21 protein-coding genes are annotated in these 21496 nt (G+C 67.0%); 7 read left to right on the top strand and 14 right to left on the bottom strand.

Annotated elements, in window-relative coordinates; genetic code table 11:
* Positions 1 to 39 precede the first annotated feature (39 nt).
* On the top strand, positions 40 to 1578 hold the full coding sequence (locus WJ12_RS30870) for an MFS transporter (protein WP_059556844.1): 1539 nt from the start codon (positions 40 to 42) through the stop codon (positions 1576 to 1578).
* A 30-nt stretch (positions 1579 to 1608) separates the two neighbouring features.
* On the opposite strand, the gene WJ12_RS30865 is transcribed toward WJ12_RS30870, so the two are convergent.
* The 7 genes from WJ12_RS30865 to WJ12_RS30835 all read right to left on the bottom strand — a co-directional run bounded on the left by WJ12_RS30865 (position 1609) and on the right by WJ12_RS30835 (position 9198).
* A complete protein-coding gene (locus WJ12_RS30865; RefSeq protein ID WP_049028331.1) occupies positions 1609 to 2982 on the bottom strand; it encodes an efflux transporter outer membrane subunit in 1374 nt (457 codons plus the stop codon).
* A 13-nt stretch (positions 2983 to 2995) separates the two neighbouring features.
* The gene (locus WJ12_RS30860) at positions 2996 to 5068 is read right to left on the bottom strand and encodes a MacB family efflux pump subunit (protein WP_069245978.1); all 2073 of its coding nucleotides are present in this window, start codon (positions 5066 to 5068) and stop codon (positions 2996 to 2998) included.
* A gap of 2 nt (positions 5069 to 5070) precedes the next feature.
* Positions 5071 to 6255 carry a macrolide transporter subunit MacA gene (macA, locus tag WJ12_RS30855; protein WP_049028329.1) on the bottom strand — a complete coding sequence of 395 codons (1185 nt, stop codon included), beginning with the start codon at positions 6253 to 6255 and terminating at the stop codon, positions 5071 to 5073.
* A 262-nt stretch (positions 6256 to 6517) separates the two neighbouring features.
* A complete protein-coding gene (locus WJ12_RS30850) occupies positions 6518 to 7246 on the bottom strand; it encodes a class I SAM-dependent methyltransferase (RefSeq protein ID WP_069246050.1) in 729 nt (242 codons plus the stop codon).
* A 55-nt stretch (positions 7247 to 7301) separates the two neighbouring features.
* On the bottom strand, positions 7302 to 7883 hold the full coding sequence (locus WJ12_RS30845) for an HD domain-containing protein (RefSeq protein ID WP_059556841.1): 582 nt from the start codon (positions 7881 to 7883) through the stop codon (positions 7302 to 7304).
* 81 nt (positions 7884 to 7964) lie between these two features.
* Entirely contained in the window at positions 7965 to 8522 is a 558-nt protein-coding gene (locus tag WJ12_RS30840) for a helix-turn-helix domain-containing protein (protein ID WP_059556840.1), read from the bottom strand.
* Positions 8523 to 8559: 37 nt separating this feature from the next.
* A complete protein-coding gene (locus WJ12_RS30835; RefSeq protein WP_034189316.1) occupies positions 8560 to 9198 on the bottom strand; it encodes a hypothetical protein in 639 nt (212 codons plus the stop codon).
* Between the two features lie 340 nt (positions 9199 to 9538).
* On the opposite strand from WJ12_RS30835, the gene WJ12_RS30830 reads away from it, so the two are divergent.
* A complete protein-coding gene (locus WJ12_RS30830) occupies positions 9539 to 10942 on the top strand; it encodes an HdeD family acid-resistance protein (RefSeq protein ID WP_034189317.1) in 1404 nt (467 codons plus the stop codon).
* 94 nt (positions 10943 to 11036) lie between these two features.
* Positions 11037 to 11615: a hypothetical protein gene (locus WJ12_RS30825; protein WP_034189318.1), complete on the top strand. Its 579-nt coding sequence runs from the start codon at positions 11037 to 11039 to the stop codon at positions 11613 to 11615.
* A gap of 83 nt (positions 11616 to 11698) precedes the next feature.
* Here the strand turns inward: WJ12_RS30825 and WJ12_RS30820 are convergent, their stop codons facing one another.
* Positions 11699 to 12088 (bottom strand): OsmC family protein, encoded by a 390-nt coding sequence (locus tag WJ12_RS30820; RefSeq protein ID WP_059556839.1) that lies wholly within the window; start codon positions 12086 to 12088, stop codon positions 11699 to 11701.
* A gap of 230 nt (positions 12089 to 12318) precedes the next feature.
* Between WJ12_RS30820 and WJ12_RS30815 the strand changes: the two genes are divergently transcribed.
* The gene (locus WJ12_RS30815) at positions 12319 to 13050 is read left to right on the top strand and encodes a ribonuclease T2 (RefSeq protein ID WP_059556838.1); all 732 of its coding nucleotides are present in this window, start codon (positions 12319 to 12321) and stop codon (positions 13048 to 13050) included.
* A gap of 157 nt (positions 13051 to 13207) precedes the next feature.
* On the opposite strand, the gene WJ12_RS30810 is transcribed toward WJ12_RS30815, so the two are convergent.
* The 4 genes from WJ12_RS30810 to WJ12_RS30795 form a co-directional block, all read right to left on the bottom strand.
* Entirely contained in the window at positions 13208 to 13837 is a 630-nt protein-coding gene (locus tag WJ12_RS30810; RefSeq protein WP_034189321.1) for a cysteine hydrolase family protein, read from the bottom strand.
* Between the two features lie 289 nt (positions 13838 to 14126).
* Positions 14127 to 15143, bottom strand: a complete 1017-nt coding sequence (locus tag WJ12_RS30805) for a carbon-nitrogen hydrolase family protein (RefSeq protein WP_059556837.1) — start codon at positions 15141 to 15143, stop codon at positions 14127 to 14129.
* 75 nt (positions 15144 to 15218) lie between these two features.
* On the bottom strand, positions 15219 to 16010 hold the full coding sequence (locus WJ12_RS30800; protein ID WP_156444739.1) for an MBL fold metallo-hydrolase: 792 nt from the start codon (positions 16008 to 16010) through the stop codon (positions 15219 to 15221).
* An 83-nt stretch (positions 16011 to 16093) separates the two neighbouring features.
* Positions 16094 to 16966, bottom strand: a complete 873-nt coding sequence (locus WJ12_RS30795; protein WP_082744643.1) for an alpha/beta fold hydrolase — start codon at positions 16964 to 16966, stop codon at positions 16094 to 16096.
* Positions 16967 to 17079: 113 nt separating this feature from the next.
* On the opposite strand from WJ12_RS30795, the gene WJ12_RS30790 reads away from it, so the two are divergent.
* Positions 17080 to 17997 (top strand): LysR family transcriptional regulator, encoded by a 918-nt coding sequence (locus tag WJ12_RS30790; RefSeq protein ID WP_059556836.1) that lies wholly within the window; start codon positions 17080 to 17082, stop codon positions 17995 to 17997.
* A gap of 153 nt (positions 17998 to 18150) precedes the next feature.
* A complete protein-coding gene (locus WJ12_RS30785; protein ID WP_059556835.1) occupies positions 18151 to 18393 on the top strand; it encodes a hypothetical protein in 243 nt (80 codons plus the stop codon).
* A 328-nt stretch (positions 18394 to 18721) separates the two neighbouring features.
* On the opposite strand, the gene WJ12_RS30780 is transcribed toward WJ12_RS30785, so the two are convergent.
* Both WJ12_RS30780 and WJ12_RS30775 read right to left on the bottom strand, forming a co-directional pair.
* Positions 18722 to 19168 (bottom strand): type II 3-dehydroquinate dehydratase, encoded by a 447-nt coding sequence (locus WJ12_RS30780; RefSeq protein WP_049028320.1) that lies wholly within the window; start codon positions 19166 to 19168, stop codon positions 18722 to 18724.
* A gap of 4 nt (positions 19169 to 19172) precedes the next feature.
* Complete coding sequence (locus tag WJ12_RS30775; protein ID WP_034189326.1) at positions 19173 to 20456, bottom strand: MFS transporter; 1284 nt, start codon at positions 20454 to 20456, stop codon at positions 19173 to 19175.
* Positions 20457 to 20644: 188 nt separating this feature from the next.
* Here WJ12_RS30775 and WJ12_RS30770 point away from each other — a divergent pair, with 188 nt between their 5' ends.
* The gene (locus tag WJ12_RS30770) at positions 20645 to 21430 is read left to right on the top strand and encodes an IclR family transcriptional regulator (RefSeq protein ID WP_059556834.1); all 786 of its coding nucleotides are present in this window, start codon (positions 20645 to 20647) and stop codon (positions 21428 to 21430) included.
* The last annotated feature ends 66 nt before the right edge of the window (positions 21431 to 21496 follow it).

The raw sequence follows: 21496 nt of genomic DNA, 5'->3' as shown, positions 1-21496 counted from the left end.
GAGGCGCGCGGCCTGTCGCCGGGCCGCCGCGCAATACGCATGACACGATCCGACTCCCGCAGGAACGCGGTCGCACTCGCGGCCGTCTGTCTCACGTCGCTGATGTTCGGCCTCGAGATTTCGAGCGTACCGGTGATCCTGCCGACGCTCGAACACGTGCTGCATGGCGACTTCAACGGCATGCAGTGGATCATGAACGCATACACGATCGCGTGCACGACGGTGCTGATGGCGGCCGGCACGCTCGCCGACCGGTTCGGCCGCAAGCGCGTGTACGTGATCGGCACCGTGCTGTTCGGCGCGACGTCGCTGCTGTGCGGACTCGCGCCGAACGTGCCGGTGCTCGTCGCGGGCCGGCTGCTGCAGGGCGCGAGCGGCGGCGCGATGCTGATCTGCCAGATCGCCGTGCTGTCGCACCAGTTCCGCGAGGGCCGCGAGCGCGGCCGCGCATTCGGGATCTGGGGGATCGTGTTCGGGATCGGCCTCGGGTTCGGGCCGATCGTCGGCGGCGCGATCGTCGCGCTGGCGAGCTGGCCGTGGGTGTTCCTCGTCCATGCGCCGCTCGCGGCCGTCGCGCTCGTGCTGATCGGCGGCGCGGTGCGGGAGTCGCGCGATCCGCATGCAGGCACGCTCGACGTCGCGGGCATCGTCACGCTGTCGCTCGCGGTGCTCGGTCTCGCGTTCTACATCACGCAGAGCGCGGCACTCGGGCTTGCGAGCGGCGCCGGGCTCGGCGTGCTCGGGGCCACGGCGCTCGCGCTGATCGGTTTCGTCGTCGCGGAGCGCGCCAGCGCACGGCCGATGTTCGACTTCTCGGTGTTCCGGATCCGCGCGTTCACCGGCGCGATCTTCGGCTCGATGGGGATGAACTTCAGCTTCTGGCCGTTCATGATCTACCTGCCGATCTGGTTCCAGGTCGCGCTCGGCTACGACAGCGTGACGGCCGGCCTCGCGTTGCTCGCGTACACGCTGCCGACGCTGGTCGCGCCGCCGTTCGGCGAGCGGCTCGCGCTGCGCTACGGGCCGGGCGTCGTGATTCCGGGCGGCCTGTTCACGATCGCGGCCGGCTTCGCGCTGATGCGGCTCGGCAGCGCGGCCGGGCATGCGAGCTGGCTGACGATGCTGCCCGGCTGCGTGATCGCCGGCATCGGGCTCGGGTTGACGAACACGCCCGTCACGAACACGACGACGGGCGCGGTGCCGAGTTCGCGGGCCGGGATGGCATCGGGGATCGACATGAGCGCGCGGATGATCTCGCTTGCGCTGAACATCGCGGCGATGGGCTTCGTGCTGGTCGCGGGGATCGTCGCGAGCCTGAAGGGCGGGGCGGCCGGCGCGATCGGCGATACCGCGCTGCGCAGGCTCGCGCAGGAAATCGCGTCGGGCCGCACCGACGGGCTGCACGCGATCGCACCCGCGCTCGCGCAGGCCGACCCGAGCGGCGCGGCGCTGCATGCGGCGCTCGTGCACGGCTTCGGCTGGGTGATGGTCTACGGCGCGGCCGGTGTTGCCGTGCTCGCGACCGCGAGCGCGGTGGCGTTCGCGCCCGCGCGGCGCCGGGCAGCGGTATGCGAATGACGCGGCCCGCGCGCGGCGCCGCGCCGCCGCTCAGGACGTCCCGCCGCCGAGCGCGCGGTACAGCGTCATCTGGTTGTTGAGCCGGTTCAGGCGCGTCAGTTCGTCGGCGCCTTGCGCGCTCCTCAGCACCTGCTGCTGGTCGAGCCACGGCTGCACGGCGGTCGCGCCCGCCGCGAAACGCGCGGCGGCCAGCCGTTCCGCGCGCTGCGCCTGTTCGAGCGACAGCGCGCGCTGTTCGGCTTCGCGTTCGAGCTGCACGCGTGCCGACAGCGCATTCTCGACTTCCGCGAGCGCCGTGTAGAGCCGCTGGCGGAATCCGACCACCGCCTCCTGGTACTGTGACTTCGACACCTTGATCTGCAACTGCATCGTGTTCCACTGGATGAACGGCAGCGCGAGGCCGAGCCCGAGCGTGCCGACCGGGTTCGTCAGCACGCGCTCGAGGCTCGTGCTCGTCGTGCCGGCGCTGCCGGTCAGCGTGAAGGTCGGGTAGAAGCTCGTGCGCGTCGCGTCGACCTGCGCAAGCGACTCGCGCAACCGGAATTCCGCGGCGCGCAGGTCGGGGCGGCGGCCCAGCAGGCTCGCGGGCAGGCCGGCCGCGACCTCGGGCGGCGCTGCGTCGGGCAGCGCCGACGGTTCGGCCGCAAGCTGCTGCGGCGGCCGGTCGAACAGGATCGCGAGCGCGTGGCGGTTCTCGGTGCGTTGCTGGATCAGCTGCGTCTGCGCGGCGCGTTGCGCGGCGAGGCTCTGTTCGGCCTGCGCGAGATCGAGCCCCGACACGGCGCCGGCGGCGTGTCGCGACCGGACGAGCGCGAGCGTGCGCACCGCATACGCGATGTTCGCGTCGCCGAGCGCGATCTGCCGGTTCAGATAGCCGAGCTGCCAGTACAGCGACGCGGTCGTGCCGATCAGCGACAGCCGGGCGGCTTCGAGATCGGCGGCCGTCGCATCGGCTTCCCAGCGCGCCGAGTCGCGCAGCGCGGCCAGCCGGCCCCACAGATCGATTTCATAGCTGAGCGAACCGTTGATGCCGCTCGACCGGCTCGTCCGGTGCGTATCGAGCGTGCGCGACACGGTGCCGTTCGCGCCGGCCGTCACGTTGGGCGTCAGGTTCGTATCGGCGAGACCGGCCTGCAGTTGCGCACGATAGACGCGGATCGCCGCGATCGCGAGGTCGTTGTTGGCGCGCAGCGCGTCGTCGATCAGCGCGTCGAGTTGCGGATCGTTGAAGCTGCGCCACCAGTCGCGCGTGGTGGCCGGCGCGTTCGCCGCGACCGGCGCGGCCCAGTGCGCGGGCATCGCGACGGCCGGCAGCGGATCGTGACGCGCACCCGCGCACCCGGCGAGCAGCGTGGCCGCGCACGCGAATGCGCCGAGGCGGCGAAGCGGTGAGGAATGCGTCATGGCAGGTCTTTCGTCAATCGCGCGCGAGCGCATCGATCGGATCGAGCCGCGACGCGTTGCGTGCGGGCATGAACCCGAATATCACACCGGTGAGCGTCGAGCACACGAACGCCGTCACGATCGCGCCGGCGGAGAACACCATCTTCCACTGCACGACGAACATCGAGAACAGCGCGCCGAGCCCGAACGACAGTGCAATGCCGATCGTGCCGCCGAGCAGGCAGACGAGCACGGCCTCGACGAGGAACTGCTGCAGGATGTCGGATTGCCGCGCGCCGACCGCCATCCGGATGCCGATCTCGCGCGTGCGCTCGGTGACCGACACCAGCATGATGTTCATCACGCCGATCCCGCCGACGACGAGCGAGATCACGGCGATCAGCGACAGCAGCAACGTCAGCGACTGGCCGGTCTTCTCGACGGTCTTGACCACGCTGTCCATGTTGTACGTGAAGAAGTCCTTGCGGCCGTGGCGCTGGATCATCAGCTTCTCGAGGCTTTTCTCGGCGGCGGCGCTCGGCTGCCCGTCGCGCACGCGCACGGTGATGCTGTCGAGATAACGCTGGCCGAACAGGTGCCCGCTCGCGGTCGTGTACGGCACCCACACGTTCAGGCTCTTCACGCTGCCGAACGCGCTCTTCTTGTCGGCCGTCACGCCGATCACGACGCACGGCACGTTGTCGACCAGGATCACGTCGCCGACCGGGTTGCGCGTCGCGCCGAACAGCTTGCGGCGCGTGTTCTGGTCGATCACGGCGACCTGCGCCTGGCGACGCACCGCGTCGTCGTCGAACGCGGCGCCGAGCGCGAAACGCATCCCGCGCGCCTGAAAGTAGCGGTCGCCGACGCCGCTCACGAGCGCGTTGACGTCGACGTTGCGGTAGCGCAGCAGCAGCGTGCGCGACGTTTCGGGCGTCGCGCTGTCGACGTACGGCTGCTCGGCGAGCGCGGCGACGTCGGCCGGCACGAGCGTCTGGATCGTGTCCGCGCGGCTGTCGCCCCAGTCGGTGCCCGGATAGATGTTGATCGTGTTGGTGCCGATGCTGCCGATCTCGTCGAGCATGTAGCGCTTCGCGCCTTCGCCGATCGCGACGATCGACACGACCGACGTGATGCCGATGATGATGCCGAGCATCGTCAGCAGCGTGCGCAGCCGGTGCGACACGAGCGCGATCCAAGCCATCCGGCATGCCTCGGCGAAGCGGCCGGTGCCGGCCGCGAAGCGCGGGGCGCGCGGGGCGGGATTGGTATCGGCGTTGGCGTTGGCGTCGGCGTCGGCGGGCGTGGCCGTATCGTGACGATCGACTGCCGGCGACGAGCCGGCAGCCGCGGCGGTTGCAGCGGTTGCGGCGGCTTCGGCCGTATCGATGCCGGCTTCGGCGAGCGCTTCCGCGTAGTGCCGGTTCGGCCGGTCGGCGACGATCTCGCCGTCGCTGATCTCGATGATGCGCCGCGCATGGCGCGCGACGGTCTTGTCGTGCGTGACGATCACGATCGTGTGGCCGAGCGCGTTCAGCCCGTGCAGGATCCGGAGCACCTCCTGGCCGCTTTTCGTGTCGAGTGCGCCGGTCGGCTCGTCGGCGAGGATCACCTGGCCGCCGTTCATCAGCGCGCGCGCGATGCTCACGCGCTGCTGCTGGCCGCCGGACAACTGCCCGGGGCGATGATGCGCGCGATCGGCGAGCCCGAGGCGCGCGAGCAGTTCGCGTGCGCGGGCGTGCCGCGCCGCGCGTGGGGTGCCTGCATAGATCGCGGGCATTTCGAGGTTCGCGACCGCGTCGGCGTGCGGCAGCAGGTGGTAGCGCTGGAACACGAAGCCGAAGTGCTCGCGGCGCAATTGCGCGAGCTCGTCGCTGTCGAGCATGTGCGTGTCGCGCCCGCCGACCGTGTACGTGCCTTCGCTCGGATGATCGAGGCAGCCGAGGATGTTCATCAGCGTCGACTTGCCGGAGCCCGACGCGCCGACGATCGCGACGATCTCGCCCGCGTCGATCGACAGGTTCACGTTGTTCAGGACGACGACGTCCTTGTCGCCGGCCGGAAAGCGTCGTGTCACGGCGGCGAGTTTGAGCAGGGGCTGGCGCATCGTCACACCGCGTCCGACAGCAGCGCGTGGTCGTCCGCCGAGGCCTCGCCGAGCACCACGCGCTCGCCGTCCTTCAGGCCGGCCAGCACTTCGACGCGCACGTTGTTGTTGATGCCGATGCGGATGTTGCGCGTGTCCGTGCTGCCGTCGGCGCGCAGCACGCGCACCGCATAGGTGCCGTCCTTGCGTTTCTCGCCGAGTGCGGCGGCCGGGATGCTCAGCGCGTTGCGCGCGTTGCCGAGCACGATGCTGACCTGCGCGGTCATCGCGATGCGCAGCCGGTGCTCGGGATTCGGCACGTCGAACAGCGCGTTGTAGAACACCGCGGCATTCGGTTTCGCGCCGCCTCCGCCGAGCGGGCTTTGTACGTCGGCGTAGTTCTGCGGCGCCGGTTCGATCGCGCGCAGCTTGCCGTAATGACGCTTGTCCGGTTCTCCGAGGCTCGTGAAATACGCGGTCTGGCCGGCGCTCACGCGGATCACGTCGGCTTCCGACACCTGCGCCTTCACGGTCATCGTGTCGAGATTCGCGAGTTTCAGAATCACCGGCGCCTGCTGCTGCGCGATCACGGTCTGGCCTTCCTGCGTGACGATCGCGACGACCTGGCCGTCGATCGGCGCGACGATGCGCGTGTAGCCGAGGTTGGCCTGCGCGGTCTCGATCTGGATGCGGGCCGAACGGATCTGCGCGGCGAGCGACGCGAGGGTCGCGCGCTGCACGTCGAGCGTCGCCTTCGCGGCCTCGAACGATTCGCGCGACGTCGCGTCGTCGGGCAGCATCGCCTGCTGGCGGCGGAACGCGAGTTCGGCTTGCGTCAGCTGCGCGGCCGCCGATTGCTGCTGCGCGCGCAGGCTTTCTTCGCTGGCGCGCGCCTGGCGCAGCGCGTTTTCCGAGATCACGGGATCGATCTCGGCGAGCCACTGGCCCTTCGTGACCTTGTCGCCGAGCTTGACCTTCAGCGTCTTCAACTGCCCCGACACCTGCGCGCCGACGTCGACCTGCCTGAACGCCTGCAGCGCGCCGGTCGCGAGCACCGCGTTCTCGAGATCGCCGCGCGTGACGGGCGCGGACAGGTACTGCGGGTGCTTGTCGGGCGCGCAGGCTTTCAGCGTGACGCCGGTGGCGATCGCGACGACGGCAAGGGTAGCCAGCACGATGCGCCGGCGGCAATGGGTCTTCTGGGCCATGAGAACACTGCGAGGATGAAGCGGTGCCGGCGATGCGTGCGGCCGGGCGGGACGATCCGACCGGCGTCGCATGCCGGGCATGTCGCCCGCGACGGCATCCGCGTACGCATCGCGCGGGCGTGCCGGGCCGAATCAGGCGCCCATGGTAAGCGAGGAATTCGCGCCGAATCGTGTGGAAATTGTGCTGAATTGTGCGAGCGCCGTGTCGCAAGGGGGCCAGGCCGCGTGATTGTGGCGATGTGTGAACGACCCGACGTTCGCGCTACCGATGTGCAGCGACGATGGCCATCATTGGGCGGTCGCGCTCCTCGTCTAGCGCGGGCATCGCGTCGACCTGCTCGGGCGTCGGCCCCCATTCGCCGAGATGCGCGAGCGTGAAGCCGCAGCCGATCAGCAGGTTCACGAGCGTGCCGAGCGTGCGGTGCTGCTTGACGACGCCCGGCGCGAGCCAGTCGGTCACGCGTTCGCCTTCACGCTGGTAGCCGTCGAGCGGCCAGGTGCGGTTACCCTGCGCGTCGATGACGAAGCCGGGCCGGCGCGGCGCCGTATAGACCGGATGCTCGATCGAAAACACGAGCCACCCGCCCGGCACGAGCGCGCGGTGGATCGTGCGCAGCAGCGTGTCGAGGTGCGCAATGTAGTGGAACGCGAGCGAGCTGTAGGCGAGATCGAATGCGGCGTCCGGCAGTACGAGCGTTTCGAGGTCGGCGCGGCGGTACGTGATGGCCGGATGCGCGGCGGTCGAGTTCGCTCGTTCGAGCATGCGTTCGGACACGTCGACGCCGAGCACGCCGGCCGCGCCCTGATCGGCCGCCCAGCGGCTGAACCAGCCGTAGCCGCAACCGAGATCGAGCACGTGGCGGCCGCGCAGATCCGGCAGCAGCGCGCGTAGCGCGGGCCATTCGGGCGCGCCGTCGAGCCCGTGAATCGAGCGGTTCAGGCGGCTGTAACCTTCGAAGAAGGCCGGGTCGTCGTAGATGTTCTGCGTCATGCGGCGCGCCTCGTGCGAGCGGGGCACGCGGTGCGGTGCGCCCGAACCCGCGAGCTTACGCGTGCTGCCTGCCCGCGTCGATCCTGCGCTGCGTGTCGGCATCGACGATCTCGCGGATCGCGCTGAACAGCGGCGCGGCGTCGGTGTAGCGCCGGCCGTAGCCGAGATTGAACGCGTAGTCGAAATCGGGCGGATTGCTGCCCTGGTTGTGCTGCAGGATCGTCTCGAGCTTGTCGAGCGCCTTCGCCGCGCGCGCTTCCGGCGATGCGGCCGCTTCGTATTCGTCCCACAGCGCGACGATCGCGTCGCGCTGCGCATTGTCGAGCGACCCGGCCAGTGTCAGCAGGTCATCGCGTTCGTGCACGCTCTTGTCGGGATGCGCGGCCTGCTCGATCGCGGGGATGTCGCCGTGCAGCGCCTCGCCGAGATCGTGGACGATGCACAGCTTCAGCAGCTTCAGCATGTCGATGCCGGGCAGCGCATCGGCGAACACGAGCGCCATCAGGCACAGCCGCCAGCTGTGCTCGGCCGTGCTTTCGGGGCGGCCGTTCGACGTATGGCCGCTACGCAGCACGTCCTTCAGGCGTTCGGCTTCGCGCAGGAAATCGAGCCGTGCGCGGATCGTATCGGGGTTCATGGTCGGCGTCCTTGCGATGAGGCGTCCAGCGTACGCCGCCCGATCGCGGTTCGTCCACGCATGAAATATGCGCGGCGCGCGCTAAAGCGTCTCGACGAGTCGCGCGGCCGAGCCGTCCGACAGCGTCATGCGCGTCCACCGGCACTGGCTGCCGCGGATCGGCACGACGCGCGATGCGTTTGCGCCCGTGTCGAACTCGACGCTCGGCGGCCCCGCGCGCTCGTGCCAGCCGAGCGGATCGAGCGCGGCCTCCATGCGGACGATTTCCGGCGTCGCATAGCGCCACAGCGACGTGCCGAGCAGCATCGAAAGCGGCTGCGAGAACTCGGCCGCGCGCGCCGGTGAACAGGCGAGCAGCCGATGCGTGAGGTCGCACACGAGATGCAGGCGGCCCGCGCTGCCCGCGATCAGCCGCGCGAGCGCGTGGTCGCCGGCGGAATCGAGACGCGCGGCGAGCAGCCGTTCGGCCGTCGCGCGCTCGTCGGGCGACATCTGCTGGCGGCCGGCTTCCCAGCGCGAGATCGTCGATTGCGCGACGCCGAACAGTTCGGCCGCATGGCTTTGCTTGACGCGGTGCAGCGCGCGCCAGCGCTTGAGTTGCGGGCCGAGCGGCGGCGTGTGAAGCGGTGAGGCGGTCATGACGATGCTCCCGTGGCGGCGCGTACCGCGCACGCCGTTACATGATCCGGATGCCGCCGTTTGCCTGGATCGCGATGGCCGCGAACGGCACGAGCACGATGCCGCCCAGCACGAGCACGCCGTCGGCGGCCACCGTGATCGGCGTGGCGAGGATCCGCAGGCCCATGCCGACGACGGACGGCGATTCCCGGATGTACACCCGGTACTGCTCGTTGAACGCTTGCGCGGCGCCCTTGTCCTGCTCGGCGAAACCTTCCGTCGAATAGCGCTTGCCGCCGATGTCGCCTTCGAGCACGAGACCGGCCGGCGCGGCGGTGAAGCCGTCGGCACGGGCAGCCTGCCGATCGTCGTCCGACGCGTCCTTCGGCAACACGATCCGGTAGTGGCCGGTGATGCCGCCGCCGCTCGCGTGAAAGTCGGCAAACGTCGTATGCAGCGATTTCCGGTAGCCGGACAGCAGCACCGGCCGCAATTGGGCCGGCAGATCGAAGATGTAATGGTAGCGCGTGCCGAGGACGACCAGCTTCTTGCCGTCCTGGGTGATCATGAAACTGGTGACGTACTCGCTGTATGCGTCGTCCTTGTACAGCTTCGGCGTGAAACAGCCTGACAGCGCCAGGCTGCTCGCGGCCATGGCGGCGGCCAGCAGGCGCCGGCGCGTGATCGATGTGCTCATTTATTGTTGTCCCGTCTGTGCGGTTCGGTTCAGTGGCTTGCGCCCTCGGAAGCGCGATTCTCGCGTATCGGCGGCAGGTTGTCGAAGGGAAATCTGTCATGGCAGCGGGCGGCCGGATCGCTTCGTGCCCCGCCGAAAACGTTTTCGCCATGCTTTCAACCGGCTCCGCCATATCTTATTATTCGGCGAGAGCGGCGCATGCCGGCCGCCGTCGGTGATGTCGACGGCACGACGCGCCGGCAACGATGACCGACTTTCGGCCGCCGCGTCGCACGGCGCGTGGTCGACATGACAGGGCACGCGAGGCCGCGCGTATCCCGAAAAATGACACGAGGGCGCGATGGTACGACTGGTATTGCTGCTGCTGGGCATCGAATATCTGCGAACCCGCTGGCGCGGGCTGACCGTGCTCGGCTGGGTGTGGGTCGCGGCAGGCGTCGGGATCTTCGTCGACGCGCTCGACGGCGCGCTGCATTTCCCGATCGAGCTGTTCGCGTGGCTGTTCCTGATCGAGGGGCTCGCGACGCTCGCCATGGCCGGCAGCGGCGTCGGCGGGCAGCGCATCCTGCGCTACGTGAAGGGTATCGTGGTGGTCGTGGCCGCGGGGCTCGTGTTCGCCGGCCATCACCACGGCCACTTCCTGCTGTCGATGATCTTCGGCACGCTGTTCCTCGTCGACGGGCTGCTGCAGTGCACGTCCGCGTGGATGGTGCGCTACCGGCGCTGGAACGTGGCCTTCGCGTGGGGCATCGTCGAGATCCTGCTGGCGGTCTTCTTCTTCCAGCCGTACCCGACGCATTACGTCGGCACCGTGCCGTACTGCCTCGGCCTGCTGCTGATGTTCGGCGGAATGCACATGCTGAGCCTCGCCGCGCGCGTGCGGCGCCTGACGCGCAATCCCGCGTTCGCGACGTCGCCCGCGCCGGCGCTCGTACCCGATCTCGACGATGCGCGCGAGCAGCCGCGGTTCGCGCAAGCCGAATGGGACGGCCCGCCGGCCGACGGCGAGCACGCGCTCACCGTGCACGTGTGGACGCCGACCGGCACGTCGAAGGCCGAAGCGCAGCGTTATCCGGTGATCGACCGCTACATCGCGGCGGTGGACGTCAACGGCGTGATCTCGACCGGGCACGCGGCGCTGGAGTCGCCCGAAGGCATCTACATCAGCCTGTACCCGGGCGTCGAAATCGATCGTTCTCCGGACGAATTCACGCGCATCCTGCGCGCGACGCGCGAGAACGACGTGCCGGGCCTGTTCCAGCCCGACTATGCGACGGAGTCGAAAGCGTGGTGCCCGTCGACCGTGCGCGTACGCATCCGCAACTACGATCCGGCGAAGCTCGAAGCCTTCTGGTCGTCGTATCGGCAGAACGTCACGTACAACCTCACGCACCGCAACTGCTCGAGCACGGTATCGAATGCGCTCGAAGCCGCGCTCGACGGCGCGGTGTGGCGACTGAAGGGGACGCGGGCCGGGTGGGGCGCGTTCGTGCGGCTGCTGCTGACGCCGGAGCTGTGGGTGGCCGCGCAGATCCGCAAGCGTGCGGTGACGATGGCGTGGACGCCCGGCCTCACGCTTGACTATGCGCGCGCGCTCAGCATGCTCGCCGATCCGCGGCCGTTCGCGTGGTGGAAGGTCGCGCGCTCGGCGGTGAATGCGATCATGGCGTCGCGCCGCGCGTGGCGCGAGCAGGACAGCGCGGCGCTGTCGCCTGGCCGATCGGAGGCGGCGTCGATGAAGTGAAACGCGTGGCGCCGGACGAGGGCCCGGCGTCACTTGGGTCGCCACCGCGCGACCCGGCGAGTGTGCCCGCCATCACGACCCACAGACGACAACAATGAACGAGACGAGAGCTTTACGCATCCTGATTCCCGCTGCGCTCGTGCTGGCCGGCGCCGGTTTCGCGCAGGCGAGTTCGGACGAAGTGCCGCGCATGAGCAACGACGTGTACCGGACGTCGGTGTCGTTCTGCTCGAACGTCGCGGCCGCCGAGAAGATCGCGTGCCAGGGCGACATGATCGCCGCGGGCAGCCGGATCGTCGCGGCGATCGGCGGCCTGCCGCCGGCGTCCGCCACGGCGATCGACGAAGGCGCCCGCAACAAGCTGCCGCCGGAGGAACGCAAGGGTCTCGCGCCCGTCGAACCCGGCGCGATCGACAAGGACGACGACGTGGCCGGGCTCGCCGGCATGGTGCGTCTTTGCGACGTGTACGAATCCGAGCCGGCGTCCCGCGCGCGGCATCACGCGGCGCTGCGGCAGAAGGCGCCCGATGCCGCGCCGCGTGTCGAGGCGTTGCTGGCCGACGCGTCGACGGCCGCGCGCCAGCGCGTCAGTATCGGTGTGTGGCAGATTCTCGCGCTCGAGGGCCCCGAAGCGTCCGCCCGCGCGTGCACGCAGCTCGGCACCGGGTCGTGAGCGCCCGGATGCCACAGGTGCGAGCCGTGCCGCCGTCGATGTGCCGGCATCGATAGTGCCGCGTTCGGCGCATGCCGGGACGGTCAACCGCTCGCGATCGTGGCCGGCCTGACCCGTATCGGCTTGCCGAGCGTCCGGGCGACCGGAGAAGTCCGCACCGCGTCGCGCACGAGCGTCTGCTGTGCGGGCGACAGCGGCGCCGCGAAGCGCAGTGCGATATCGAAACCCGTTTCGTGGTCGAGGCGGTCAACGGTCACGTCCGCCGTGCAGGCGGGCAGTGTCACGCCCGCGCGTTGCGCGGCCAGGTCGATCGACATGCAGACGCACGCCGCGAGCGCGCTTTCGAGCAGCTCGTGCGGCCGCATGCCTGCGTCGCCGCCTTGGCCTTCCTTGTGCGTGTCCGCACGCACGACGCTGCGCCCGTTGCCGATCTCGACGCAATAGGGCTTGCCGAACCGTGTGGCGGTTACCATCGCGATGCTCCATAGCAGGGTGAGGGTGGCGACAGGGTACGCGGGTGCCGCCCGTGGCGGAAGGCAACGGGTGGTACCGGTACCGCTTGTAACAGGGTGGGCGGCGACCCGCGAGTTCTTTCGTCCACCTTCACATTCGTGCCACGTTGCGACAGCAACAATCGTGGGCAGACATTCGACAACCTTGCGGCGCATCCCGCGACCGCATGCCTTTTCCGAGGAAACACGCCATGCTCAAGACGCTCGCCCGCGCCGCTGCCGCCCTCGCCGTCGCTTCCGTTTCACTGCACGCCGCCGCGCAGACCAGCTACGACTACCTGTTGCTCGCCGCCTCGTGGGAGCCCGGTTTCTGCGCGTCGCACGATACGCCGGAATGCACGAACCTCGCCGGCTCGTATGCGGCGACGAGCCTGTCGCTGCATGGGCTCTGGCCGAACCGCTATGACGGCAACCAGCCGTTCTACTGCGGCGTGCCGCAGAGCGACATCGACCTCGACAACGCGCACCAGTGGTGCAGCATGGACGCCTACCCGATCAGCAGCGCGACCCGCAACACGCTGTCGACGTACATGCCGGGCGTCGCGTCGTGTCTCGACAAGCACGAATGGTTCAAGCACGGCACCTGCTCGAACTCGGCGACGCCCGACGCGTACTGGAACCAGGCGTCGGGCATGATCAGCCGGCTCGGCAACACGTCGTTCAACGCCTTCCTGCAGGCGAACGCGGGCAAGACGGTGACGCGTAACCAGCTGCTGTCGGCGTTCGAGGGCGCGTTCGGCAGCAACACGCGCAGCGCGGTGTCGCTGAAGTGCACGAAGACGAACGGCGTGAGCTACTTCACGGAAGCCTGGATCGCGGTCAAGACGAATGCGGCCGCGCAGTTCCCGAGCGCGGCGTCGCTCGTGACCGACGGCAACACGCAGGGCACGTGCCCGACGTCGGGCGTGTTTATCGCCAGGTAACGGGGCACGGCGCGGCGCGGGCGGGATCGCGCACGTCGCCGCCGGTCACGGCGCAGCGCGCGCAATTTCCGGTCGGCATCGACCTCATTCTGGCGGGGATCGGAACGGCCCGATGAGCCGGCCTGCGGCGGGCGGCTCCCGGTGAGGCGCCAGTTTGTTACGCGAGCAGGTGCAACGCGTCGGCGAGCGACAGCACCGTCGTGCGCGATTCGAACGCGGTGGCGAACAGATGCTCGTGAACCACCGGGTCCGGGTCGTAGCAGCAGTCCTTGACGGTATAGAGGCGGAAATCCGCGTCGCTCGCATGGGCGATCGACGACAGCATCACGCCGGTCGACGCGATGCCGACCAGGATCAGCGAGTCGATTCCTCGCGCGGCCAGCCGAGCCTGCAGATCCGTGCCGAAGAACACGCTGGCGCGGTGCGCGACGATCAGCGGTTCGTCGGCCTGCCGGCCCAATTCCGGGCAGACGTCGTCGTTGATGAACAGGCCAAGCTGCTTGATGCCCTGGCCGTTCTTGTTGCGCGGGCTGACTTCCGGATAGCCGGGGCGGAAGCGGAGATTCGCGAACCAGACGCCGACGCCGGCAGCCCGCGCCGCGTCGCACAACCGGCGCGTGTTGGCGAGCAGTTCGGACGCGACCGACGGAAAGAGGCCGAGGATGTCGGTCTGGTAATGCATGACGAGCAGTGCGGTGCGGGACGGCACGATCGCGGGAATCGATGCGGAGGCGTCGGCGTTCGTGCAGGCTGTCGTGACGATTGCTGGTGCGTTGTCCGGATGCATGCTTGATGTTCTCCAGTAACCGCTGGGGGTGTCAGAAAATCGATCGTATCGTGCGAGTCGCCAACCCGGACAACGCCAACGTGCCGGGACTCCGGCAAGATAATCCGGCATGCCGTCCCGGCGTCCATCGTGCGGGCGGGCAGCCGTGGTGCCTGCGATGACCGGGTTCGCCCAAGAAGAGACGTAGCGCCGCGAGCCTCAGGTTCCTGTTCCATGGATCACCAGGCGAATTTCCGCCCATGCGAGCAGGGGGCGTCGACACTCGCGCGATGATATCGTGTTCGACGCCTCAGTTTTCCTGGCCCGCCACCGTTCCAGTCTCGGAGCTGTCGACCGGTAGCGTGAGCGCTTCAACCCGTCTCATACGGGTTCGATTGATCATCAGGCGAGTAACGTCCGGGCGGGAATAATGCCCGGCGGGATCGGCGGCGCTCTTCGAAATGACGATGGCCGCAAGATCGATATCCGCGTACAGAATGCCCTCGCTGTCTTCCGGCAGCTTGGAGACAAGCGCGTTCCCGTCGGGCCCGTAAATGATCGCATGACCGCCGCCCACGTGGTTGAGTCCGTGCTTCTCCGGTGTGTCGCACAGGTCGTCGATCATCGCTTGTGTTACGACAGCGCAGGGTGCCAGTACGAAGCACGATCCCTCGACCGCATAGATTTTGCTCGCAGCATTGTTGACTTCCCACCCGAGTGCGTGAGCAAACGGCTCATAGTTGGAAAAGCTCGGCCATGCCGCAACGTGCACTTGCTCGTTTTGCGCGTACATCGCGTACTTCGACAGCGGCTGCAAATGCTCCCAGCAGCACAACGCGCCCACACGTCCAAGGCCTTCAATCTGATACACGGTCAGATCCGATCCATCGCCTTCGCCGAACACGGCACGCTCCACATGAGTGGGGCGCAGCTTGCGGCGAACGGCGATGGTCTCGCCGTCGGCGCCAATGAGCCATTGCCCCATGTAGAGGCTGCCGCCGCTTCGCTCGGAAACGCCGATGACCGCCGTGATGCCGGCCTGCCTGACTGCGGCGCTGAGTCGTAGGGCCTCCGGGCTGTCGTAGCTTAGCGAATTGTCGAAGTATCGTTGAACGAAGCCACGGCTTACCTGCCAAGCATGCGCCCCCATCCAGATATGCCACGGATAGCCAGGCAGCCAGGTCTCCGGGAAGGCGACGAGCTTTGCGCCGTTCGCTGCCGCCTCTCGGATAAGGGCAATGGTCTTGTCGATGCCGGCTTCGAGGTTGAGCCAGATCGGGGCTGCCTGAACAACGGCGACCTTGTATTGCGGATGAGTGAGGGGCATGGTGAATCGCTTGAAGGTTTCGTGGTCCGGGCAACTTCCGATGTTTGCGAAGGGGTGCTCGAGAAGTCGAGAGTCCTAGTCGGCGATTTGCGTGAGCTTGCGCCGGGAACAGCCGCACCCGATCGCCTTCATGCCGTATCTGCGTCCGGGTCCAAGGACTTGCAGTGAGTGAGCATGTCGGCGCACTTCCTTGGCGGTCAGCGGACCGCCGTGCCCCATGTAGAAGCGTTGCATTCCCGCGTCGACCATGCCGATCAGTTCCGCGCTGACAGCTTTCGGGTCGTCCTCGAAGGGAGGGCGCATGGCGTGGGTCTTGCGGATGATTCCCCCGAGCAAGACGCCCGATGCGAGCAAATCGCCGACCAATGCGTCGCCACTACTCAGTTCAACCGAGACAGAGCCCGCCGTGTGGCCAGGGGTATGCCTGGCCAGACCGTCAATTCCATGGCCGCTCAGATCGAAACTTGCGCTGTCCTGCAGCAGGATGTCGGGCGTGAAGGGCAGGTAGGGCTCACGAGGCACGCCGGAGCTCAAGAAGAGGGGGCCCCACCAATGGGCGACGCAGTATGTCATTTCCTCGCGCCGCTCGTAGTAGTCCAGATCTCCCGCATGGGCAAGGATCGGTGCACCCGTGAGTTCACGCAGTCGGGCAGCTGATCCGGCATGATCCGTATGGGCATGCGTGACGACAATCAAGGTGACATCGCGAAAACCGCGACCATGTTTTTTCAAGGCGCGCTCGATCTTCCCTTGCGACCCCGGCGTGCCGGTGTCGACGAGGACGCAGCCCGTTTCACCGATGATCAGGTGGCAATGGACCATGCCAAACGGCAGGATCGGGACCGTAACGATTGACGGGGTAGTCAAGATGTTTTTCCTTCGGAGCAGTTGACGGCGCCGCGTCGCGCTGACGAATTCCACGTGCCGCGGGCCATCCGGTAGCGTCACGTTCAGAGTCGAGTCCGGCCATCGAAATCGTCCGCGTTCACCGCAGCGTCAAAAGCAGCTGCGACCTGGTCGGGTGCGCCGCACGCGGTGGACTTGTCTTCGAGCGCCGCGACGAAATGTGCAATGACCCGCGCCACCTCGGCCGGTGCTTCAAGCGGCGACAGGTGTCCGGTTCCAGGCAGGATGTACATCGCGGCCTGTGGAATTCGGGGCAGCAGTTCGGCCTGCAGCGTGGCGACGCGATCCACCTGGTCCAGCTCTCCGGCAATGACCAGTGTCGGGGCGTCGATCAACGCCACTGCGGCGGTGATGTCTTCGCCCATGGCCACGTTCGGCCATGCCGCCTTCGCTTGCGGCGCGGCCTTCAGACTGTCCTCTATGACTTGCTCGCGGCAGTCGGCGTCCAGCGGCTTCGCGGTCAGCACCTGGTCGATGACGAATTCGACCGATTCGCGCGACAGATAGGCGGCAGCCAAGGTTGCGCGTTGCTCGTCGGAGACAAGCATCGGCGACGGCGGCGACGGTGCAACGAGCACGAGGCCTTCGAGCCCTCGCGGCCGCCGTGATGCGATGAGTTGCGCAACCTTGCCGCCCATCGAGTGACCGACGAGAACATAGCGCGGCAATCCCAGCGATTCGATGACGCCCTCGGCATCGGCAGCAAGATCGGCGATACGGTAGCCGTCTGCGGGTGCTTCGGATTCGCCCCAGCCTCGATGATCGGTGGCAATGATGCGATACCGGTCGGACAACTGGTTTGCCACCCGGTCCCAGGTTCGCGACGAGCCGCCGTAGTAATGCAGGAACACGAGCGCCAAATCTCCGCTGCCGCACTGTTTGATGTGAATCCGCGTGCCGTTCGTGTCGATTTCCATTGGGATGCCCCTTCTTCATGAGTTGTGTCGAGGTTAGATCCCTGTCTTGTATTTGATAATTGCTGCATCAGTAGCGGCAGTCGATAATGGTGTTATCGAATTGAGGAGGCGCAATGGATCGACTGACGAGTCTCGGGGTGTTCGTCGCCGCAGTGGAGGAGGGCAGCTTTGCTGCTGCGGCGCGGCGGTTCGGGCTATCGGCGGCGATGGCCGGCAAGCACGTGAGCGCAATCGAGTCCGAACTGAATGCGCGGTTGCTCCAACGAACCACGCGCCGCCTGAGTTTGACCGATACTGGCCAGGCCTACTATGAGCGATGCAAGCAGATCCTCGAAGCGTTCGACGATGCGAACCGGGAAGCGAGCGATTCGCAAGGTACGGCGCGCGGCGTTTTGCGCGTCGCGGCGCCCGTCACGTTCGGCGCGATGCATTTGGGCGACGTTCTTGCCCGTTATGTAGAGGACCATCCGCAAGTGAACGTGGACGTGCTTCTCGGAGACCGTTATGTCGACCTCATCGATGCGGGCGTTGACGTGGCGATCCGGATCGGGCGGCTGCGGGAGCCGGAACTCGTCACACGCCGGCTTGCGCCGTGTCGAATGGTCGTGTGCGCGTCACCCGCGTACCTCGAGCGGCATGGGATGCCACGCAAGCCTGGCGACTTGCTGCGGGCACCACGCCTCGCCTTCAGCGAGGCCGTGTCGGCCGGTGACTGGACCTTGTTCGATGCGAGAAACCGCGCGTATGTCATCGACGGACCTTGCCGGATCGCCGCCAACAACACGCAAATGCTTCTCGCCGCCGCACTCGCCGGCGCCGGCGTCGCGTACGGTCCAACCTTCGTATTCGGCGAGCACCTGCGTCGGGGCGAACTTGTGCCGTTGCTGCCGGCCTACCGTGCCACTGAGTTGGCGATCCAGGCCGTTTATCCGAGCGCGCGACGCATACCGCTTAAAGTGCGCCGCTTTGTCGATTACCTCACGGAAGCGTTTGGTGATGACCCCCCTTGGGATCGAATGGCGAAGCTCTGAAAGAGCGGCGGATGGTCATGCGTTACCGGCGTGACTGTGTGCTCCCGGGAAGCCGTTCCTATAGCTTCGTCTGCGCCGGGCTGTTCAGGATCGGCCACGGCCGACAGCCCCGAAGTAAAGTATGCGTCTCCGCTACGCCGGGACGACCGCGACATGCTTGCGATCTATCACGCGGCGTTCGTTATGCGGCGCTTGTCGGTCGCGTTCACACACATTTTTGAGCGTGCGGAACTGTTGGACGCCGATCGGGCCACGATCGAGGAGATGCTCGCGCTGTATCGTGCCCGGCTCGACGCCGGCTTCTCTACGATCGAGCGCCATGGCGTTTTGTCCGACGTCGCGCGGGATTTGATCCACGAGGGGCAGGATTACGCGAAATCGCTGGCAGCTTGCTGACTGTTGCTTCGTCGGCCAATTCCGGGACTCGGAATTCCGGTGATTCTGATGCCGTTTAAGGGAATCGGCCGGGAAAGGCGTTTGTGCTCTGCGAGCGTAAACGCCTAATTCGGTGTATTGATCGATCGCTTCAAAAGAACCGGCAGCCTGCGGATTCGCCGGGGCTCTTCGCTATTGCAACGGATTGGACGACTGGGCAAGCCGTCAGACCCGGTTCGGCCGCTCGTCCGAGCCATGAAGCCCTCTCCCGAACGGCTGTTCCAACCTGAAACTCGCCAGATGTTCAGCGCGCACATCTTGCCGAAAGCGCTCCGAGCGGGCATCAGGGTCAACTTTGATTGCTCCAAAGATCGTCCACCGCACGGATCGACAGCAAGTAGCCGTTCGCGCCAGCCCCGCAGATGACGGCGGTAGCGGCCACCGAGATTGTCGAATGACGGTATTCCTCGGAGCGCCGGTGAATGTTCGTGATATGCACTTCCACCACCGGCCGGCGAACCAGCTTGACGGCATCGAGCACCGGAATGCGCCCGAACGAGAAACCGGCCGGGTTGATGATGAGCGCGGCGTCCTGCAGGAAGGCTTCCTGAATCCAGTCGATCAACTGGCTCTCGCTGTTGGTCTGGCGGAACACGCAATCGAACTTGAGATCCGCGGCCAGCGCGAGGCAGTTCCGTTCGATGTCCTTGAGCGTCGTATGGCCGTAGAGGTGCGGCTCGCGCGCGCCGAGCATGTTCAGGTTGGAGCCGTTGAGGATGTAGAGTTTGCGAGTCATGGCGTCAGTGGGTAGCGCTACGTTCGAGGGCCGTGTCTTTGGTTTCCCGCGACGTCGCGATCATGAGGAAGGAAAGCAGGTTCAGCGAGCCGCAGACCGCGACGATGGCCCAAGGCGAACCATGAAAGGCGTTGAGCAACGCCACGGCGACGATCGGCATCGGCCCGCCGGTGAGCAGGTTGGCGCCCGAGTAGGACAGCGCGGAGCCGGTATAGCGCGCTTCCGTCGGGAAGGATTCGGCGAACCACACCGGCTGGATGCCGCTCTGGAACTGCGTGAAGCCGAGGAAGGCGCCCATCACGGCCATCGTCGTCGCGACCGAGTGCTGATTGAGGATCGGGAAGTAGATCAGGCAGCAGACCAGCGTGCAGAACGAGCCGATCAGCAGCGCGCCTTTACGTCCGATCCTGTCGCTCAGGTAGCCGCCCGCCAGCGCGCCCGCGATGGCGCAGACGTTCGCCACCATCAGCAGCATGAAGCCAGTCTGCTTGGGCACGCCGAGGTTCTTCGTGAGATAGCTGAGCGAGAAGACCACGATCAGGTAGAAGAGCGCCGCCGGACCGCAGAAGAACAGCGTCAGACGCAGCGCGGTGCGCCAGTGAAACCTGAAGACGATGCCGAGCGGATTGGCGGCGCGTGCGCCTTCGCCCTTTTTCCTGAGCGCCTCGAATGCCGGCGTCTCGCTGACCTTCATGCGGATATAGATGCCCAGCAGCACGAGCACGAAGCTCGCGAGGAACGGAATTCTCCATCCGTACGATTCGAAGTCCTGGGCCGAAAGCAGGCCGGACAGCGCGAAGAGGGCGAAGTTGGCGAGGATCTGGCTGAGCGGCGAGCAGATGCCGAGCAGGCCCGAGTACAGCCCGCGCTTTTTCGCGGATGCGTGTTCGACCGCCATCAGTTGCGCGCCCGTCGATTCGCCGCCGAGCGCGAACCCCTGAATGATGCGCAGCGAAACCAGCAAGGTTGGCGCAAGAATGCCGACTTGCTGATACGTGGGCAGCAGGCCCATCAGGAACGACGACGCGCCCATCACCGAAACCGTGACCAGCATCAGGTTGCGCCGCCCCCAGCGGTCGCCGAGCATGCCGCAGATCACCGCGCCGAGCGGACGGGCGGCGAGTCCCGCCCAGAAGCTCGCCAGCGATGCGAGCAGCGACGCGGTCGGATCGAGCGACGGGAAGAACAGCTTCGGAAAGATCGTGGCCGCGACCACACCGTACAACGCGAAGTCGAACCATTCCAGCGCCGTGCCGACGGTGGCGCCCGCCACCGCGCGACGGGCCATCAAGTGAGCCTGTGGGGACCCTTCGCCTGCGGCGATGTTCGGGTCAGCGATATCTGACATGGTGTCTCCTGGATTATCGGTATGGTGTAACCGCGTTTCTCGCGACCAACAGGTGCTATTGTTTGCGCTGCGGAAGCGGTGCGTTCCGCACCGGAACTACATTTCATATCGCGGAATGTCGACGAACGATGTCGCTCAAGAACGGCCTGAGAGTGCTCGATTTCCTCGCGTCGCAAGGCGAGGGCGCGGGGCTTGTCGAGATCGCGGATGCGCTGGGAATGCCGCGCAGTTCGTGCCATCGCGTTCTCGCGGAACTGGTCGACAGTGGTTACGTGCGGCAATTGGCCGATCACAGCCGCTACATCCTGACCATGCGCATGACGTCGAACGGCCTGGAGTTCCTGAGCCTGACCGGCATCGCGGATATTGCCCAGCCGATCATCGAACGCGTCGCCGCGCGCACCGGCGAACTGGCGCGCCTGTCGCTGGTGGACGGTGAGACGATCATCTGGGTGGGAAAAGCGGATGGCCAGCGCACCGGTTTTCGTTACGATCCCGACATGGGGCAGGCGGCACGGCTCTCATGTACATCGACCGGACACGCATGGCTCATGACGATGGCCGACGAACAGGCGGCTGCGCTCGTCCTGAAGCAGGGCTTTGGTGAGCCGAACGAGTTCGGCCCCAACGCGCCGACCACGCTCAAGGCGCTGCTCGGTTTCCTGCACGCCGCGCGCGTGCGCGGCTACGCGATGATCGATGAGGTCTTTGCGCCGGGAATGGCGGCGGTCGCGACACCCGTGGTCAGCGGCTCGCGTTGCGTCGGCGTCATCAGCCTGGCCGGTCCGCGCAAGCGGCTGACGGCGGAAAAGATTCACGTGTATTCGGAATGGCTGCGCGAGGCCGCCAATGAACTCGCCCAGTTGAGCAACATGGCCGGCTTTCCAGGGCGGCCCCCTCTGGGCAAGGGGTGATCCGGAGCGAGCCCGGCGCTCTGCGCCGGCCCACACCATGCGCTTCGAACCGGCTTCTCCGATACA

This window comes from Burkholderia seminalis, assembly GCF_001718535.1.
GTDB lineage: Bacteria > Pseudomonadota > Gammaproteobacteria > Burkholderiales > Burkholderiaceae > Burkholderia > Burkholderia seminalis.
Note: the sequence above shows the minus strand (reverse complement) of the source record. Positions and strands in the feature narration are given on the sequence as shown.

What these genes read in the sequence shown, in the direction of transcription:
- WJ12_RS30870 (WP_059556844.1), top strand. Translation starts at nt 40, where the DNA reads ATGACACGATCCGACTCCCGCAGGAACGCGGTCGCACTCGCGGCCGTC.
- WJ12_RS30865 (WP_049028331.1), bottom strand. Translation starts at nt 2,982, where the DNA reads ATGACGCATTCCTCACCGCTTCGCCGCCTCGGCGCATTCGCGTGCGCG.
- WJ12_RS30860 (WP_069245978.1), bottom strand. Translation starts at nt 5,068, where the DNA reads ATGCGCCAGCCCCTGCTCAAACTCGCCGCCGTGACACGACGCTTTCCG.
- macA (WP_049028329.1), bottom strand. Translation starts at nt 6,255, where the DNA reads ATGGCCCAGAAGACCCATTGCCGCCGGCGCATCGTGCTGGCTACCCTT.
- WJ12_RS30850 (WP_069246050.1), bottom strand. Translation starts at nt 7,246, where the DNA reads ATGACGCAGAACATCTACGACGACCCGGCCTTCTTCGAAGGTTACAGC.
- WJ12_RS30845 (WP_059556841.1), bottom strand. Translation starts at nt 7,883, where the DNA reads ATGAACCCCGATACGATCCGCGCACGGCTCGATTTCCTGCGCGAAGCC.
- WJ12_RS30840 (WP_059556840.1), bottom strand. Translation starts at nt 8,522, where the DNA reads ATGACCGCCTCACCGCTTCACACGCCGCCGCTCGGCCCGCAACTCAAG.
- WJ12_RS30835 (WP_034189316.1), bottom strand. Translation starts at nt 9,198, where the DNA reads ATGAGCACATCGATCACGCGCCGGCGCCTGCTGGCCGCCGCCATGGCC.
- WJ12_RS30830 (WP_034189317.1), top strand. Translation starts at nt 9,539, where the DNA reads ATGGTACGACTGGTATTGCTGCTGCTGGGCATCGAATATCTGCGAACC.
- WJ12_RS30825 (WP_034189318.1), top strand. Translation starts at nt 11,037, where the DNA reads ATGAACGAGACGAGAGCTTTACGCATCCTGATTCCCGCTGCGCTCGTG.
- WJ12_RS30820 (WP_059556839.1), bottom strand. Translation starts at nt 12,088, where the DNA reads ATGGTAACCGCCACACGGTTCGGCAAGCCCTATTGCGTCGAGATCGGC.
- WJ12_RS30815 (WP_059556838.1), top strand. Translation starts at nt 12,319, where the DNA reads ATGCTCAAGACGCTCGCCCGCGCCGCTGCCGCCCTCGCCGTCGCTTCC.
- WJ12_RS30810 (WP_034189321.1), bottom strand. Translation starts at nt 13,837, where the DNA reads ATGCATCCGGACAACGCACCAGCAATCGTCACGACAGCCTGCACGAAC.
- WJ12_RS30805 (WP_059556837.1), bottom strand. Translation starts at nt 15,143, where the DNA reads ATGCCCCTCACTCATCCGCAATACAAGGTCGCCGTTGTTCAGGCAGCC.
- WJ12_RS30795 (WP_082744643.1), bottom strand. Translation starts at nt 16,966, where the DNA reads ATGGAAATCGACACGAACGGCACGCGGATTCACATCAAACAGTGCGGC.
- WJ12_RS30790 (WP_059556836.1), top strand. Translation starts at nt 17,080, where the DNA reads ATGGATCGACTGACGAGTCTCGGGGTGTTCGTCGCCGCAGTGGAGGAG.
- WJ12_RS30785 (WP_059556835.1), top strand. Translation starts at nt 18,151, where the DNA reads ATGCTTGCGATCTATCACGCGGCGTTCGTTATGCGGCGCTTGTCGGTC.
- WJ12_RS30780 (WP_049028320.1), bottom strand. Translation starts at nt 19,168, where the DNA reads ATGACTCGCAAACTCTACATCCTCAACGGCTCCAACCTGAACATGCTC.
- WJ12_RS30775 (WP_034189326.1), bottom strand. Translation starts at nt 20,456, where the DNA reads ATGGCCCGTCGCGCGGTGGCGGGCGCCACCGTCGGCACGGCGCTGGAA.
- WJ12_RS30770 (WP_059556834.1), top strand. Translation starts at nt 20,645, where the DNA reads ATGTCGCTCAAGAACGGCCTGAGAGTGCTCGATTTCCTCGCGTCGCAA.